The 16,428-nt window shown below is 61.8% G+C and carries 12 protein-coding genes; 3 read left to right on the top strand and 9 right to left on the bottom strand.

Annotated elements, in window-relative coordinates:
- Positions 1 to 230: 230 nt before the first annotated feature.
- Positions 231 to 422, bottom strand: coding sequence for a hypothetical protein (locus tag L1P05_RS11980; RefSeq protein WP_012849335.1), 192 nt, complete (start codon positions 420 to 422; stop codon positions 231 to 233).
- Positions 423 to 923: 501 nt separating this feature from the next.
- Between L1P05_RS11980 and mltB the strand changes: the two genes are divergently transcribed.
- From mltB to L1P05_RS11965, 3 genes are all read left to right on the top strand, one after another.
- Complete coding sequence (gene mltB / locus L1P05_RS11975; protein ID WP_034168680.1) at positions 924 to 2,012, top strand: lytic murein transglycosylase B; 1,089 nt, start codon at positions 924 to 926, stop codon at positions 2,010 to 2,012.
- Between the two features lie 160 nt (positions 2,013 to 2,172).
- Positions 2,173 to 2,481: an ArsR/SmtB family transcription factor gene (locus L1P05_RS11970; RefSeq protein WP_012849332.1), complete on the top strand. Its 309-nt coding sequence runs from the start codon at positions 2,173 to 2,175 to the stop codon at positions 2,479 to 2,481.
- A 12-nt stretch (positions 2,482 to 2,493) separates the two neighbouring features.
- Positions 2,494 to 3,024, top strand: a complete 531-nt coding sequence (locus tag L1P05_RS11965) for a rhodanese family protein (RefSeq protein ID WP_012849331.1) — start codon at positions 2,494 to 2,496, stop codon at positions 3,022 to 3,024.
- Between the two features lie 62 nt (positions 3,025 to 3,086).
- Here L1P05_RS11965 and nifJ read toward each other — a convergent pair whose 3' ends face one another.
- The 8 genes from nifJ to L1P05_RS11925 form a co-directional block, all read right to left on the bottom strand.
- Complete coding sequence (gene nifJ, locus L1P05_RS11960) at positions 3,087 to 6,668, bottom strand: pyruvate:ferredoxin (flavodoxin) oxidoreductase (RefSeq protein WP_012849330.1); 3,582 nt, start codon at positions 6,666 to 6,668, stop codon at positions 3,087 to 3,089.
- The gene (locus L1P05_RS11955) at positions 6,665 to 8,302 is read right to left on the bottom strand and encodes an NAD(P)-binding protein (protein ID WP_012849329.1); all 1,638 of its coding nucleotides are present in this window, start codon (positions 8,300 to 8,302) and stop codon (positions 6,665 to 6,667) included. The genes nifJ and L1P05_RS11955 overlap by 4 nt, the downstream gene beginning before the upstream one ends.
- A gap of 563 nt (positions 8,303 to 8,865) precedes the next feature.
- Positions 8,866 to 9,993: a hypothetical protein gene (locus tag L1P05_RS11950; protein ID WP_012849327.1), complete on the bottom strand. Its 1,128-nt coding sequence runs from the start codon at positions 9,991 to 9,993 to the stop codon at positions 8,866 to 8,868.
- Positions 9,994 to 10,096: 103 nt separating this feature from the next.
- On the bottom strand, positions 10,097 to 10,717 hold the full coding sequence (locus L1P05_RS11945; RefSeq protein WP_012849326.1) for a hypothetical protein: 621 nt from the start codon (positions 10,715 to 10,717) through the stop codon (positions 10,097 to 10,099).
- Complete coding sequence (locus tag L1P05_RS11940; protein WP_015683424.1) at positions 10,704 to 13,121, bottom strand: TcfC E-set like domain-containing protein; 2,418 nt, start codon at positions 13,119 to 13,121, stop codon at positions 10,704 to 10,706. The genes L1P05_RS11945 and L1P05_RS11940 overlap by 14 nt, the downstream gene beginning before the upstream one ends.
- A gap of 185 nt (positions 13,122 to 13,306) precedes the next feature.
- Entirely contained in the window at positions 13,307 to 14,020 is a 714-nt protein-coding gene (locus L1P05_RS11935; RefSeq protein ID WP_015683423.1) for a hypothetical protein, read from the bottom strand.
- A gap of 184 nt (positions 14,021 to 14,204) precedes the next feature.
- Positions 14,205 to 14,789, bottom strand: coding sequence for a hypothetical protein (locus L1P05_RS11930; RefSeq protein ID WP_012849323.1), 585 nt, complete (start codon positions 14,787 to 14,789; stop codon positions 14,205 to 14,207).
- A 349-nt stretch (positions 14,790 to 15,138) separates the two neighbouring features.
- Positions 15,139 to 16,065 (bottom strand): LysR family transcriptional regulator, encoded by a 927-nt coding sequence (locus L1P05_RS11925; RefSeq protein WP_012849322.1) that lies wholly within the window; start codon positions 16,063 to 16,065, stop codon positions 15,139 to 15,141.
- Between the last annotated feature and the right edge of the window lie 363 nt (positions 16,066 to 16,428).

Below are 16,428 nucleotides of genomic sequence, written 5' to 3'. Positions count from 1 at the left end.
ATAAACCAGCAGAGAAGGCGCAGCAAATACAGGGTAATGGCGCGTTTATCGTCGGTCGGATACGGCTATCGAGCGCGAACGTATTGGCGGTGTGAATTATCTGATTAATAGATATGTGATAGTAATAAATACGCTAAAAGGCGCAGAAAAGCGCGGGGGTGAAAGGGAGCAGAATAGGGGAAGGAATAAGGTGCGAAGGCCGAGGGACATCGGCCTCCGAAACGGTAAACTCAGGCGTGGCTCAGCGCCAGAGGGCTTTCATAGCCGTGCGCCTGGGCATCGCGGATACAGTCGGCGCGCTGGCGAAAGGTGGTGCCAGAGCAGCAAATAATATATCCGGTCGACTCCACTTGGCACCAGCGCCACTGGCCATTGGCGGTGTTATAGAATTTCCAATAGGTTTCGTCTTGTACTTGATTCATTTTTTATAACCCGAAGATCGGTGTGCGGCTGACCCCAGGGGACAGGCGCGACGGTTAACGGCGTTGAGATTATCGCGGGCGGTATGAAAACGTGGGTTACGCCGACGCTGACCCCACCCGAACGGGAAACGCCGCGGCGTTTGCGCAACGTGCAGGGGGCATAGACGTGTAACGATTTTCACAGCCGGAAAGCGGCTTGAGCCGCCCTACGGTGCGCCGGGCGCGGTATTTCCGCCTCGGCGCCGGCCATTTTACTCTGCGTTAGGGCGATCAACAATGTGCCATTGTTAACGGTTTATAAAAAATCATCTCCTGTCCGCAGGCCGATGTGAAAAAGGTTGCGTCCGCGCGGCGCGGATGGACAGAGTTTGCGCAAACGCATCGGCGGCGCTCGGCGATCGCCGCCGATGCGTCCAGGAACCGCTTTCGGGGATGTTTTCGCCGCGGGCAATGTTCTACCATAGCGATACCCTATTTTTGACCTCGTTAAATGGAAGTCCAATGCGTCAATTAATCGTGCTGCTCCCCCTGGTAGCGATGCTGAGCGCCTGTAGCAGCCATAAACCGAAAACCGCGGCGCCGGAGACGGCGGAGCAGGCGCTGAGCTGTAGCCAGTCGGGGGGCTTTACGCTGGCGCCCGAGCACGCGCAGTATCAGCCGACCGGCGATTTTGTCTATAGCCCCGCCGCCGCCCAGTTTATCGACACGATGGTGCGTGAGCATGGATTCGAGCGCCGCCAGCTGGAGACGGTGCTGTCGCAGACCCAGCGTCTGGACTATGTGCTGCGCCTGATGGATCGGCAGGCGCCGACCGGCCGGCCGGCCGCCGGGCCAAACGGCGCCTGGCTGCGCTATCGCGACAAGTTTATTACGCCGGACAACATTCAGAACGGCGTGCAGTTTTATAACCAGTACTATGCCGAGCTGCTGCGGGCGCAGCAGATCTACGGGGTGCCGCCGGAGATCATCGTCGGTATCATCGGGGTGGAGACCCGCTGGGGACGGGTGATGGGCAAGACGCGCATCATCGATGCGCTGGCCACGCTGGCCTTCGCCTACCCGCGCCGCGCCGACTACTTCCGCGGCGAGCTGCAAACCTATCTGCTGATGGCGCGTGAGGAGGGGAAGGATCCGCTGACGCTGCGCGGCTCGTTCGCCGGTGCCATGGGCTACGGTCAGTTTATGCCCTCGGCGTTTCAGGCCTATGCGGTCGACTTTAACGGCGACGGCCACGTGAACCTGTGGGATCCGGTGGACGCCATCGGCAGCGTGGCCAGCTATTTTAAAGGGCACGGCTGGACGCCTGGCGCCGCGGTCGCGGTGCAGGCCAACGGCCAGGCGCCGGGGCTGGATAACGGCTTCAAGACCCGCTACTCGGTGAGCGAGCTGGCGCAGGCCGGGCTATCGCCCCAGCGCGCGCTGGCGGACGAGCGTCAGGTCAGCCTGCTGCGCCTTGACGTCGGCAGCGGTTACCAGTACTGGTACGGCCTGTCCAACTTCTACACGATCACCCGCTATAACCACAGCACCCACTACGCCATGGCCGTATGGCAGCTGGGCGAGTCGGTGGTCCGCTCCGCGGGACGCTGATCCCGCCGTCTCCCCGCGCGGCGCCAAGGCCCGCCGCGGGGACGTTCTCTACGCTGTCCCGTTTGCTTGCCGCCGCGGCGATACCTCGGCGCTTGCGCCTGCGCCGTCTTTATTTTAGTATTTGCTTAATTAAGAATTTGCTAAAATAGAGGTGAGGCCGATGGAAGAACGTCCTTCGCTACAGCACCTGCAGGCCAGCGCCGATCGGGCATCGGCGCTGCTGAAGGCCATGGGCCATCCCCAGCGTCTGCTGATCCTGTGCATTCTGCTGGGGCAGCCGCGCGCCGGGGCCGGCGAGCTGGCCCGCGCCGTCGGTCTAACGCCTTCGGCGACCTCCCAACATCTGGCCAAGATGCGCGCCGAAGGGCTGATCGCCAGTGAGCGGGAGGGCACCCACGTACGGTACAGGATCCATAACCCGGCGATCGCCCAGATCATCGCCACGCTCAAAACCCACTATTGTCCGTAACGGGAGGCAGCTATGCAGGTGAATACCCTTACACCGCGTCAGGCCAGCGAGATGCTGGCGCAGGGCGCCCGGCTGATCGATATCCGCGATGCGCAGGAGTATGCGCGTGAACACGTTGCCGAGGCGACGCTGGCGCCGCTTTCCGCCTGGCAGCAGGGGATGCCGCTGACGCCGCCGCCGTCGGGGGCGGTCATTTTTATGTGTCAGTCCGGGATGCGCTCGGATAGCAACGCGGCGCTGCTGGCCTCGCGGGTGGCACCGGGCCAGGCCTATGTGATGCAGGGGGGGCTGGCGGCCTGGAAGCAGGCCGGTCTGCCGACGGTGGAGGATCGGCGTCAGCCCCTGCCGCTGATGCGTCAGGTACAGATTGCCGCCGGTGCGCTGGTGCTGCTGGGGGTTATCTTGGGCTATGGCGTGGCGCCGGGGTTCTTCCTGATCTCCGGCGTGGTCGGCGCCGGTCTGCTGTTTGCCGGGATCAGCGGCTTTTGCGGTATGGCGCGTCTCCTGATGAAGATGCCGTGGAACCGCCGCGTGAACTCATAGCGAGAATAGCACACCGCCCGGTTGAACCGGGCGGTGTGCTGTAGAGGGATAGGCACGCGGGATCAGTGTGTATCCGGGAAGGCGCGCTCGTCGCGGCGCGCCATCGCCTCGTACTCCGCCCACTTCAGATCGACCACCTGCTGGGCAATCGCCATCATGCGCTGCGCCTCCTGCGGGTGGGCGCGCATCAGCGCCTGGTAGCGGGTTTCATGCTGACGGTACTCCAGCAGCGGCAGCGATGGACGCAGGCTGTCGAGGAGGAACGGATTGACATGCCGCTCCCGCAGCACCGGGTTATAGCGGATCAGCGGCCAGTGGCCGGCGTAGACCGCCCGCTTCTGCTGCATCAGCCCCTGGCGCATATCGATGCCGTGGGCGATACAGTGGCTGTAGGCGATGATCAGCGACGGCCCCGGATAGGCCTCGGCCTCGCGCAGTACCTCCAGCGTTTGCTGCGGGTTGGCGCCAAAGGCGATGCGGGCCACGTAGACATCGCCGTAGGCGATGGCCTGCAGGGCGATATCCTTCTTCGCCATCGTCTTGCCGCCGGCGGCAAACTTGGCCACGGCGCCCAGCGGGGTCGACTTGGACATCTGCCCGCCGGTGTTGGAGTAGACCTCGGTATCCATGACCAGTACGTTCACATCGCGCCCGGAGGCCAGCACGTGGTCCAGCCCGGAGGAGCCGATATCGTAGGCCCAGCCGTCGCCGCCGATGATCCACACCGACCGACGCACCAGGTGATCCAGCAGGCTCAGCAGGCTATCGATCTGCGCGCCGCGCAGGCGGCTCAGGCGATCGCGCACCTGCTGCAGACGGGTGCGCTGGGCGCAGATCTGACTTTCCTGCTGCTGCGGAGCCTGCAGGATCTCGGCGACCAGATCGGCGCCGATCTGGGGCGCCAGCGCCTGTAGCTGGCTCTGCGCCATCGCCAGGTGTTTATCGGCGGCCAGGCGGAAGCCCAGGCCGAATTCGGCGTTGTCCTCAAACAGCGAGTTGGACCAGGCCGGGCCCCGCCCTTCGGCGTTGTGGCTCCAGGGGGTGGTCGGCAGGTTGCCGCCGTAGATAGAGGAGCAGCCGGTGGCGTTAGCCACCATCATCCGGTCGCCGAACAGCTGGGTGAGGGTCTTCAGGTACGGCGTCTCGCCGCAGCCGCTGCAGGCGCCGGAGAACTCAAACAGCGGCTCAAGGAACTGTACGCCGCGCACGTTGGAGAAGTCGACCCGCGCCCGATTCGGCCATGGCAGGTGCTCAAACCACGCCAGCGCCCGCTTTTCGGCCTCGAGCAGCGGCAGCTTGTCCTGCATGCTGATGGCGCGCTGCGGGGTGGGCTGACCCGCCTCCGTATGACGCACCGGACAGGCCTCAACGCACAGCCCACAGCCGGTGCAATCCTCCGGGTAGACCTGCAGGGTATAGCGGGTCTCCGGGAAACCGCGCGCGCTGATCGGCGCAGAGCGGAAATCCTGCGGCGCGCCGTCGAGCAGATCCTGATGGTAAAACTTGGCGCGGATGGCGGCATGGGGGCAGACAAAGGCGCAGTTGCCGCACTGGATGCACAGATCCGGGCGCCAGGCGGGGATCTCCAGGGCGATATTGCGTTTTTCAAAGCGGGTGGTGCCGGTGGGATAGGTGCCGTCGGCCGGCAGCAGCGAGACCGGAATCCGTTCGCCGCGGTCGAGCAGCATCGGCGCGGTGACCTCGCGTACGAAGCGCGGCGCCGTTGTCGGCAGGTGCCAGCCCTGCTCCTCCGAGAGGGTGTCCGTCGCCGGCGGCGTCACCGCATGCAGATGCTCCAGGGTTTTATCGACGGCCAGAAAGTTCTTCTGCACCACCTCCTCTCCCTTCTTCCCGTAGGTCTTGCGGATGCTGCTCTTGATGAGCGCGATCGCCTTCTCCTTGTCCATCACGCCGGAGAGGGCAAAAAAGCAGGTCTGCATGATGGTATTGATGCGGCTGCCCATGCCGACCTCCTGCGCGACCGCGGCGGCGTCGATGACATAAAACGCCAGGGCTTTTGCGCGGATCTGCCGCTGCATCGCCGCCGGCAGATGGGACCAGACCGCCTCGGCCGGGTAGGGGCTGTTGAGCAGGAAAGTGGCGCCGGGCCGCGCGTGCTCCAGCATATCCAGCGTGTGGACAAAGTTGAACTGGTGGCAGCCGATAAAGTTGGCGCTGCCGATCAGGTAGGGGGAGTCGATGGGGCGTGGCCCAAAGCGCAGGTGCGAGGTGGTGCGCGATCCCGACTTGCGCGAGTCATAGACGAAATAGCCCTGGGCGTAGAAGTCGGGCAGCCCGCCGATAATCTTAATGCTGTTCTTGTTGGCGCCGACGGTGCCGTCGGCGCCGAGGCCGAAGAACAGGGCGCGGATCTGATCGTCAGGTTCGGGCTTCCAGTCGGCGTCCCAGGGGAGGCTCAGCCCGCTGACGTCGTCGTGGATGCCGATGGTAAAGAACGGACGCGCGCTGGCGGCCTGCTGCTGTTCGAATACGGCGCGGGCCATCGCCGGGGTAAACTCTTTGGAGGAGAGACCGTAGCGCCCGCCGCTCAGGCGCGGCAGCGCGGCGCGCAGGCCGTGCTGCACTCCATAGACCAGGGTCGCCAGCACATCCTGATACAGCGGCTCCCCCTGCGCGCCCGGCTCTTTGGTGCGATCGAGCACCGTGACCACCTGGCAGGCGGCGGGCAGCGCATTCAGAAAAGCCTCGCTGGGGAAGGGGCGGTAGAGGTGCAGCGTCAGCACGCCATTGCTGCCGCCGTCCCGGTTGAGCAGGGCGGCGGTCTGACGCAGGGTGGCGGCGGCGGAGCCCATCACCACCACCACGTGGCGGGCGTCGGCCGGACCGTCGTACTCCACCAGGCGATAACGGCGCCCGGTCAGCTCGGCAAAGCGGGCCATATGGCGCTCGACGATACCCGGTACGCGCTGGTAGTAGGCGTTGACGCTCTCGCGCCCCTGGAAATAGGTATCCGGGTTCTGCGCGGTGCCGCGCATCACCGGGCGGTCCGGATTCAGCGCGCGTGCGCGGTGGGCCAACACCAGCTCGTCATCGATCATCTCACGCAGATCGTCTTCGCTCAGCGTATGGATTTTGTTGACCTCGTGCGAGGTACGGAAACCGTCGAAGAAGTGGACAAAGGGGATGCGTGACTCCAGGGTCGCCGCGTGGGCGATCAGCGCCAGATCCTGCGCCTGCTGAACCGAGGCGCTGCTCAGCATGGCAAAGCCGGTGCTGCGGGCCGCCATCACGTCCTGGTGGTCGCCAAAGATCGACAGCCCCTGGGTAGCCAGGGAGCGGGAGGCAACGTGGAACACCGCGCTGGTCAGCTCGCCGGCGATTTTATACATATTGGGCAGCATCAGCATCAGCCCCTGCGACGAGGTGAAGGTGGTGCTCAGGGCGCCCGCCTGCAGGGCGCCGTGCACCGTCCCGGCGGCGCCCCCCTCATGCTGCATCTCCATAATGGCGGGAACGTTGCCCCACAGGTTGGCGATATGGCGGCTGGCCCACTCGTCCGCCAGCTCCGCCATGGTAGAGCTGGGGGTGATGGGGTAAATCGCGCAGACCTCGCTCAGTTTATAGGCGACCCAGGCGGCGGCCTCATTACCGTCGACCATGACATCATTATCCGGCTGGCTCATCGGGCGTTCTCCTCGGCAATCATTTCAATGGCATGACATGGGCACTGCAGGTAGCAGGCCTGGCAACCGGTGCATTTATCGTAATCGAAGCGGTAATGCAGCCCTTTGCCCAGCTTGATCACCGCCCCCTCCGGACAGGCGCCGTAGCAGCCGTCGCACTCGAAGCAGTTACCGCAGGAGTAGCAGCGGGCGGCCTCATAGGTCGCCTGTTCGCTGCTTAGCCCACCGATGATTTCGTCAAATCCGCAGCGCTGCGCCGGTGACACCTCCGGCTGACGGGTGGCGTCGGCGTCGGTGTTGAACCACAGGTGCAGGCGCGGGTACGCCAGCGTCGGCCCGCTGGGCGCTTTGTGATAGGGGTGGCCACGCAGCCAGCCGTCGATGTGACGCGCCGCTTTTTTACCGTGGCCGGTGGCGATGGTGACGGTGCGCTCGGAGGGCACCATGTCGCCGCCGGCGAACAGCCCGGGCACGCCGGTCATCATATGTTCATCTACCTCGACGATGCCGTCCGGGCGTACGGTGATCCCCGGAATACGCGTCAGCACTCGGGTATCGACGTCCTGGCCCAGCGCCAGGATCAGGCTGTCGGCCTGCAGCGTCTCAAAGCGGCCGGTCGGCTGCGGGCGCCCCTGATCGTCGATGGTCATCTGCTCTACGGTCACGGTGGTGCTGTCAATGTTGCGGATGGTGCGCAGCCAGTTGATCTTGATCCCCTCCTCCATGGCCTCTTCGGCCTCAAAGGCGTGGGCCGGCATATGCGCCATGTCGCGGCGGTAGATGATCATCGCCTCGTCGGCGCCGAGGCGTCGCGCGGTGCGCGCGGCGTCCATGGCGGTGTTCCCCCCGCCGTAAATGGCGACCCGCCGCCCCAGCTTCGGCGCCTCACCGCGTTCGACGGCGGCCAGATAGCCGACGGCGTCCAGGATTTTCCCCGCCTCGCGCGCCGGAATATCGGTTTTTTTCGCCAGATGGGCGCCGATAGCCATAAAGACGGCGTCGAAGCCGCCGTCGTGCATCTCTTGCTGCACGTCGTCGACTTTATGGTTCAGGGTGAGGGTGATGCCGGTGGAGAGGAGGGTGTCGATTTCCCGGTCGAGGATGTCGCGCGGCATGCGGTAGGCGGGAATACCGAAGCGCATCATCCCGCCGGGCATCGGTCCCGCCTCGCGGATCTCAACCCGGTGGCCCAGGCGGCGCAGGTGCCAGGCGCAGGAGAGACCGGAGGGGCCGGCGCCGATCACCAGCACCTTTTTACCGCTGTCGACGGCGTCGATGCGGGGTTTCCAGCGCTGCTCCAGCGCCATGTCACCCAGGAAGCGCTCGACGGCGTGAATGCTGACCGGCTGATCGGCCTGCAGGCGATTGCAGGCCTGTTCGCAGGGATGGTAGCAGACGCGGCCGTGGATCGCCGGCATCGGGTTGTTGGCGATCAGGCTTTGCCAGGCCTCTTCATAGCGCTGCGCTTGCACCAGCGCCAGCCAGGCCTGAATGTTTTCGCCGGCGGGGCAGGCATGATTACAGGGGGGCAGGGAATCCCGATAGACGGGGCGTTGGCTGCGGATAGGGCCGGTGCCTGAGGCGGCGCCCAGATCCGGTGGCTGCGTCATATCACGTTGATTTTTGCTCATCATATTGCTTCTTTATCAGTTGTTGTACAGGGAAAAGAGACAACCGTAAAACCTACCGCCACCCGTAGGGCGAGGCAGTATGGGTTCATCGATAAAAAAATGGCGGCCCGGCGGCCCACCGCGGTGGGATAGGGCGGGGCAGCAAACAATAAAAATGAGATTGTGGATAAAACTACGCCAAAATGGCGGCTAAAAACTGCGTCAGATCAATGATGGCGCCGTTTATGACGCGGCGGTTATTCGGGCTGGGGGAGTGAAAGGAATAATGGCGATGGATATCAACAAGATGTTTTTATTTTTATTTATAAAAATAGATCGATATGGATTAGTGTTTTATTTAATAAGAATAAATCATATAAATAAGGGATGATCATATTACGTTCGTGTGGTATTTCCCCTCGATGCCATGCCCACCAATAAAGAGGGATGCCCCTGCGCCTGGACGCACCCGGCGCGGTCCCGCCGCGACCGCGCGGCGACGAGATATGCCGCCGTGGAATAGCGCCCGGCGATCATCGCCGGGCATCGGATCGCATTATTGGATGCGCCGGCGGTATTGTGTCAGTCTATACCAGTGGCACCTCGGCGATCAGCGTCAGGTTATCGCGATAGCTCCCGCTGACGCTAATCTGGCTGCGGGGGCTATCGAACGTCACCTCCAGCTGCAGGGGGATCTGGCGCACATCGTTAAGGTTCCCCAATACGACCGGTGCGCTGGCGCTGCTGCCGTCATTGAGCGCGTAGCGCCGCTGATTGACCACCGCCTCGGCCCGATAGGGTACTTCGCTGCTGCCACTGCGCAGCGAGAAGCCGCCGCTGGAGCGCGCGCTGAGTCTGACCTGGCCAAAGGTCGGGTCGAAGGCCCCTTGCAGGGTTATCGGCATTGAGGCGCTGCCCCGTACCCGCTGATCGGCATAGGTGACCCTCAGCGGCAGGGTGGTTGCGGGCAGGGAGAGCCCGGTGAAGTAGGCCTGCTTACGAATGTTGATAGTAAGGGGCAGGGGAAAATCGCGTGAGCCGCCGACGCGGGCTTTCCAGTGCTCCAGGCCCGATACGCTGCCCTGGAAAAAGTAGAGATCGGGCGGCAGTCGCTGATACGCCTCGGTGCGCATCATAGAGGGGAGATCGAACAGCACCTCACGGCGGATACCCTGCGCGGGCTTAATATCAGTGTAACGGAATTCGACGCTATTTCCGCTGCAGTTTTGGCTGATATTGTTACCCGGCACGATATCGACCGTTTGCTCTCCGATGGGAAGATAAATGGTCGACGGCTCTATGCTAACGCAGCCATTATTGACGACCGTATTATTATCATTAAAATGTGTTGCCCTATTCGACCGAGTATTGAAGGTCGTCTGCCCCAGTTTAACGGGCAGTTGGATGGTCTGCCCATGTTGATAACCGGTCAGCGTAACGCTGAATAAGCTGTTATCGCGGAAGTGACGTCCGGCGCTATCACCAACGTCATTTAACTGAAAGCCGGTGATGCTGCTATAGCCGTCATTAGCACGGATGATACCGCCATCAATCGTATCTATATTGTCACCATAGGCAATCCTTGCAATGTCATTATACGTATTGACGCCGATCCGTACCGCCCACAGCGGTGAGACAATGGATACGCTCAGCAGAAAGCAGAGCCAACGCGTGCGAGTGGTAACAGAGAGGCGCTTTATTTTCTTCGATAACATTTTCCTACCCACGAGGTTGAACGGTTAGACAGGCCCCGGGCCCGCCGCCCTTAGCCGCACGTCTTAGCGCGGGGGGCCCGGCGGTGAGCCGTCATTGCCGGGGTTACGATGAGGCCGCGAGCGGCGTACTGACCATCAGTATCACCTGCCCGTCGCAGATTACCGGCGCCGGATGGTCAGGTAGCTTCTCCGCGATATCGGGCAGCGTCACCCTGAGTAAAAAATCCAGCAGATATTTGCCGCGCTCGGCGCCGGAAAGCGCGCCTGAATACTGCCATTGCCCGGTCTCAAAGGTATGCCGCGTCGCGCCGCCTGAGCGCAGCGTGGCGACCGTGCGCCCGCCGGTCTCGACAGCGTAGGTGTATCCCGCATTGATCGCGGAGAAGGTGATCTGTGCGCTGGCCTGGGGGGAGACGCTGGCGCAGAGGTAGCTGTCGCTGAGGATATCCAGCAGCAGCGGCTGGCCGTGACTCCCGCTCAGCGCGCGCAGCGAGATCCTCATCTCACTGAAGCGTCGGGTCGCGCTGTCCCAGAGGATATGCTGAAAGGGCGGGGTATTGCTGATCACCTCCAGCGGCGCGACGACACTCTGGCCCAGATCGATATCGGCGGTCAGCAGCAGCGTCTCCTCTATTCGTTGGCTATTATTGGTGATTGTCGCGGCCGAGGCCGCCCCCGCCAGCAGAAGGAATACCAGCCCGAGGGGGGGTCTATACTTTTTCACGCTGACACTCCACGATGGGTAGTTGATCGGCGGGGAGTGCCGTTGCCGAGGGCAGCGTGGCACAGCGCTCACCGTCGGAAAGCAGATGGATCGCCCCATTTTGCTGTAGCTGCAGAATAAACAGCCCCTCCTGTACCCGCCGCACGTTGATGCAGCCGGCGCCCTCGCAGCGCAATTGATCGATGGCCTTGCCGTCACGCCGGACCAGCACCGCCTGATTGCGCACCGAGAACACCGGGCGCCCGGCGTCGATCATCCGCCCCGGCAGCAGATCCACCTGACGTCGGTAGTGGGACTGGTGGTTATCGAAGACCCTGTCGCTGCCGATCAGGCGCCCCTCCAGCTGGTAGCGGCTGTAGGCCGGCAGGGCGACGATCCGCCCCTCTCCCTGGGCGTAATAGCGGGTATGGCCGCTGGCCTGATCTTTTAACGCCAGCTGAACCTCGCCTGTGGGCTGCGGGGGCAGACGCAGAATGGCGTTCTGGCCCAGCTCGCTAGCGCTGTGGAACGAGATCCCCTGCGCGGAAACCACCTGATGGGACTGCAGATCCAGGCTGCCCGTGACGCCGTGCTGGTCGCTGGCCAGATAGATCTGGCTACGGGCATCGATGGGACCCTGATAGGTCCCGCCGAACGAGAGGCTGCTCTGCGGGCCGTTATTGGCAAACTGCTGGCCCGCCTGGGCGTTGACCGACCAGGCCTCGCCAAGGTTCTGGGTGTAATTGAGCGTGTTCTGGCTACGCCAGCGTCCGTGATTCTGCTGTAGGTAGTAGCTGCTCGCCTGCAGGCTACCGAACGGAATCGAGAGGCCGAGATTGGCACTCCAGAGATTGCGGCGGGTATAATTCACGCCCGCGGTCAGGTTGATCTCCCACCACAGGCGGCTAAACAGGGTTACATTGTAGTTGTTGCTACGCTGCGCGCGCTCATCAAACCATTGATAGCCCAGCTGCAGGGAGTGATTCGTCGTCAGGGACACACTGTAGTTTGCCAGCAGACTGCGGCGGGTCAGGGTCTCGCCGGGATTATCGCGGCGGTAGTCCGGCAGCGTTGCCGGCGCCAGGACATCCTCCGGCGTTAACGTCAGCGCGGGGGCGTCGATCGCGCGACTGTTGCGCTGGCGGTAGCGCTCCTGGGTAAACTGCAGCGACAGCGGGTAGAGGGTGGCGATGGCATCGCTCTTCAGGTAGCCGTTGTTACCCAGGGTCTGCAGCATCGACAGGGTGATGTCGCCGCTGCGCCAGTCCGCGCCCAGGGTGCCCAGCCACTCGCCGTTATCTCCGCTCACGTAGTTCCCCAGGGCGGAGAGACTCAGACGCGGGCCGACGGGCACGGTGACGCCCAGCTCGCTCATCCAGCTATTGCCATAGTAGCCGTGCCTGTCCAGATGGGCGGCGGTGATATGGCTGCTCACTCCCTCTAGCGCGGGGCCATCGTTGACGATCAGCAGCGACTGGCTGGAGAAGATCTCATCATTCAACCCCTTTATCTGTACCTGCGCCTGATAGATCCCGCTCGGTAACGTCTGGTAGGAGAGCTCCCCCCGGCCTGCCGTCACGCTGCGCCGCAGCAGCAGCTTATCGTCACGCCACACCTCAAGGACCCCCGGCAGGGGGGCGTAGTAGCCGTAGCTGCGATCGCTGCGGTCGCGTACCCGTAGCTCCGCGGAGTTCCCCACCATGGCGCCGCTCATCTGGCTGTTACGGAACAGGCTGCGCTGCGTCGAGGGGTTAAAGTCGTAGCCATTGCCGATGGCGCCCAGCTGCGCCTTGAGCCAACCGCGCTGAAAAACATAGTTGAAGTCGCTGACATCGACCCGCGTTTCGTTGGCGGAGGCGTCATATTTCAGGTAGCCGCCGGGCAGGCCGAGCAGGCCGTAATCGCGGGCGTAGATGCTGCTGCCGCTGCTGTAGCGGTTGGCGGAGAGGCTGGCGTGGTTGATCAGCGCCATGCGGCCGCTGCCGCTCTGCAGATATTCCACCTGACGCTCATCGCGGATAAACCATGCCGGGGCGAAGAACAGGCGCACCTGGCGCGCATAGTAGTCGATGACCACCGCCATGCCGTCGCTGTTCACCACGCACTGGCTGCGGCTCCCCTTGCAGCGGGCGTCATGATTCACCCCCTGCGCCAGCTGTGTCGCGGCCTGACGGGCATACTCCGGCGCCAGTCCGGCCTGCCGCAGGAAACGGATCACCGCACGCTCATCGCCGATCTGCACGCTGTCGAGCGCCAGTGCGCCCTCCATCTGCGCTTCGGCCAACTGGGGGATCACCAGCGTCAGCGCCATGGCGCTGGGGGTTAATATCTTGCCGTAGCGCGAATGCGCCAGCAGTTCTCCCGATGCTAGCGCCATGCCGCGCGCCATGGCCAGCGTCGCCGTATTCGTCGCGGCAATCGTCATCGGGGGAGGGCTATTGTTGGCCAGCGTCTGCGTTGCTGGGGGATTATCAGCCCAGGCCGCCAGCGGCAGAAATAAGAGCGGTAAATATCTCCGCTTTAATTTTAGTTTGTTGAGGCGGGCGTTCATATTCATAAGCATTTATACAAAGACACTGGCTAAACTAAACCAGCGTGTTCCATCGTCTATTAGTGCGCAGGTTGCAGCGCAATCGCTTTGTTGTAGCTGCCGCTGAGTGCGGAAAAGGTGACCCGACCCTGACGGACGTTGGCGCCTAAAGGGACATCGATGATCTTGTGATTACCGGGGAGCAATATGGATTCGCCGTAGCACAGCGCCTTGGCCTTTTCTTCGCTGACGCCCTGGCAGAGATCCATCTCGAAACGCAGGACCCGCGAGCTCTGGTTGTTGAAGTGGATCTTTCCGTCGCCCACCCAGGCCGTCGGCTCACCCTTGATAGGCAGGCTGCCGGGGATGATGTACCACGATTTATAGCCGATAGAGATAGCGACATTGCTGTCTGGCTGCTCCTGCTGCTGGCGCAGCGCATCGGGAATAAACGAGACGCCGATGATCCGATCGTATTCCGGCACGCGATTGGCCCGTATCACCGAGACGCGCACCTCGCCTTCCGCATCGACCACCACATCGGGCGGATCGATATACAGCGGCCAGTTCAGGAACTCCGCGGCGAGGAAGGGCGTCTCGTGATATCCTCCCCCCGCCTTGCGCTGGAGTTCGCTTAGGGTGATAGCGAGATAAATCGGATCACGCTCTGGATTTTTCAACACGAAGAAACGGCTATTCTCTCCATCTACCTTGAATAGCGAATCTACGCTGAAGGCGAAGCCAGACTGGCTATAGATAATCAATAGCCACAAAAGCAGAGCATATTTCATCATCGATAATATACCATAATAAATAATTCGGCGCGTTTTAAATAACGGCGAGCGGCTAATCATGCTTGCCGTTAATATAAGGATTTATCGTCAGCTCTATATGCAATATCAATGCTTGCTTGATAACGTAATTGATTTGTTCAATAAGGCGTTACTACAAAACTACAGCAAGAGTGGCCGCGGACGATTAAGAGGAAATGGAATCAGCGACATTAACCGAGAAAATAACCGGCGTCGTGAAGCTGATACTGCCGCCCGGGGTATAATTATTCGTCGCAACCTTAGCATACAGCGCCAGCGACATGCTGGTAGCGGTATTATTCACATTGTTTTGGATCGTGATGGCGTTGTTGCTGCCAGAGTTCAGCGCCTGGTCATTGAGAACCACGATCACCTCGTCTTCTCCAGGCGCCGCCAGCGTGGTTTTCAGCGTCAACGGCTTAGTGATACCGGTGCCGCTCGGGACGCTGGCCAGATAGGCCGAAACGGAGTTCAGATTATTCGCGTTTACGCTGCGGATCTCAAAGGTTGCCGGTGTCTGTGTCACCAGATCCAATGATTTATCATCGTTAATGCTCGCCTGCAGAGCGATAACGCTCGGCGTATAATCACCGCCGGTTGGATCGGTAAATTTCCAGGCGCCACTGAGTACATCTGTCGCAGGCACCGTGGCTTGCCAGGTAAACGTTAACTGACCCTGCGTTACGGCGGCCTGCACGAACAGCGGCGCCGTGATTAATGCTAATGCCAAGATACTTTTCTTATGCAGCATATGTCTCACCTTAATTAAATTTAATATCCGTATAAAATTAACATTCCATCCATAATTTATTTATGGTCAACGTGTCTGTCTATGCGACTGGTGCAGGATAATAAAAATACGTTGGCGATGCCAATTTAGATTTTATTTAAAAAAAGGCTGAATGATTCATCGGATTTATGTTAAACGCCGAAGCTTTCTTTTTTGATATTAATATCTACGCGTTTTTAGCCAACGCCTCAAGTCGATTTTGACGGTGAGGATAAAATTGTGCGGAAATAGCGCTGTCCACGCAGAAAAAACCGCCCGCGTGGTCGTATCGGCGAATAGTCTGCGGGTGCGGGGCGGCGGCTGCCGCGCGTCAGGGCAGGATGCGCGGCAGCTGGCTGGCGATGGCCTCCATCACCGCCTGTACTCGGTGTGGCAGGGTGCTGCGCTGGCGGTAAATCAGGTAGCTGTTCATCGACAGGCCGTCGGCGTGGGCGAGACAGGTGCGCAGGGTGCCCGCCTGCAGATCGGCGGCCACTGCGTAGAAGGGGGCGTAGAGCAGCCCGATCCCCTGACGAGCCAGCTCGATGGCCGGCAGCAGATTGTCGCAGATGCAGACGCCGCTGACCTCGCACTGCTGGAGGTGGCCCTGGGCGTCGGGAAACTGCCAGCGGTTGCGCTGCCCGCCGAGCATGCTGAGGGTGATGCAGTCGTGTCCGTCCAGATCGGCGGCCTGGGCCAGCGTCAGCGGGCGACGATCCAGATACGCCGGCGCGGCGAAGATCCCCATGCGAAAGTTGACCAGCGGGCGGGCGATCAGGCTTTCGTTCTGCGGCTGAAAGGGGCTGATCAGCAGATCGCAGTCGCTGTCGAAGATGGCGCCGTACTGGCGCTCCGTGGCGCTGGGGTTCCGGGTGCGCAGATCGAGGATCAGGCCGGGCATGTCGCGCTGCAGCGCGGGGAGCAGATGGCGGGCCAGCAGCGCGTGGATAGCGATGGGGGCACCCAGCGTCACGCCGCCCTGCAGGCTGCGCTTGTAGCTGTCGGAGAAGCTCTGCAGGGCGCGATGCTGCTCCAGCATGAGCTCGGCCTGAGCCAGGAAACGCTGGCCGAATTCGCTGGGGATCAGCCCCTGCCGGTGGCGGACAAAGAGCGCCAGCCCCAGACGGCGTTCTAGGCTGCCCAGGGTGCGCGACACGTTGGGCTGTGGCATCTGCAGCAGCTGCGCCGCCCGGGTGACGCTGCCCTGACCGGCGATCGCCAGGGCGATACGCAGCTCATCAAACTTATAATCTTTCATCGGGTGATCCAGTAGGAGGTATATCAAAAATGATATCTATCTTTAGCAAAAATACCAGATGATGACGCCTGGCGCGCAGATTATGATGGCGGCGAAAGATAACCGCTGCACGACGTTTCCCCGCCCCCTGGCGGGGTTTTTTTAACGTCATCAGGGTGTTGGACAAACGGTTTATCCGCGGCGTCGCGCGCATCTATAAACGGGCCAGCGCGGCGTCAGGCGTGTGCTACGCTGTTATTATCCCGCGGCGTCGGCGGTGGAATAACGGTGGGGGGCGGCCCGGACATGCGTCTAGATTACGTTGACGCTCGCGGGTCTCTCGGATGGGCTCCAGCGCCCCGCTGGAAAATAAAGCGTCTGATG

The organism is Edwardsiella piscicida (assembly GCF_021733145.1).
Classification (GTDB): domain Bacteria; phylum Pseudomonadota; class Gammaproteobacteria; order Enterobacterales; family Enterobacteriaceae; genus Edwardsiella; species Edwardsiella piscicida.
The sequence above is the reverse complement of the archived record's forward strand: the minus strand, read 5'-3'. Positions and strand labels throughout refer to the sequence as shown.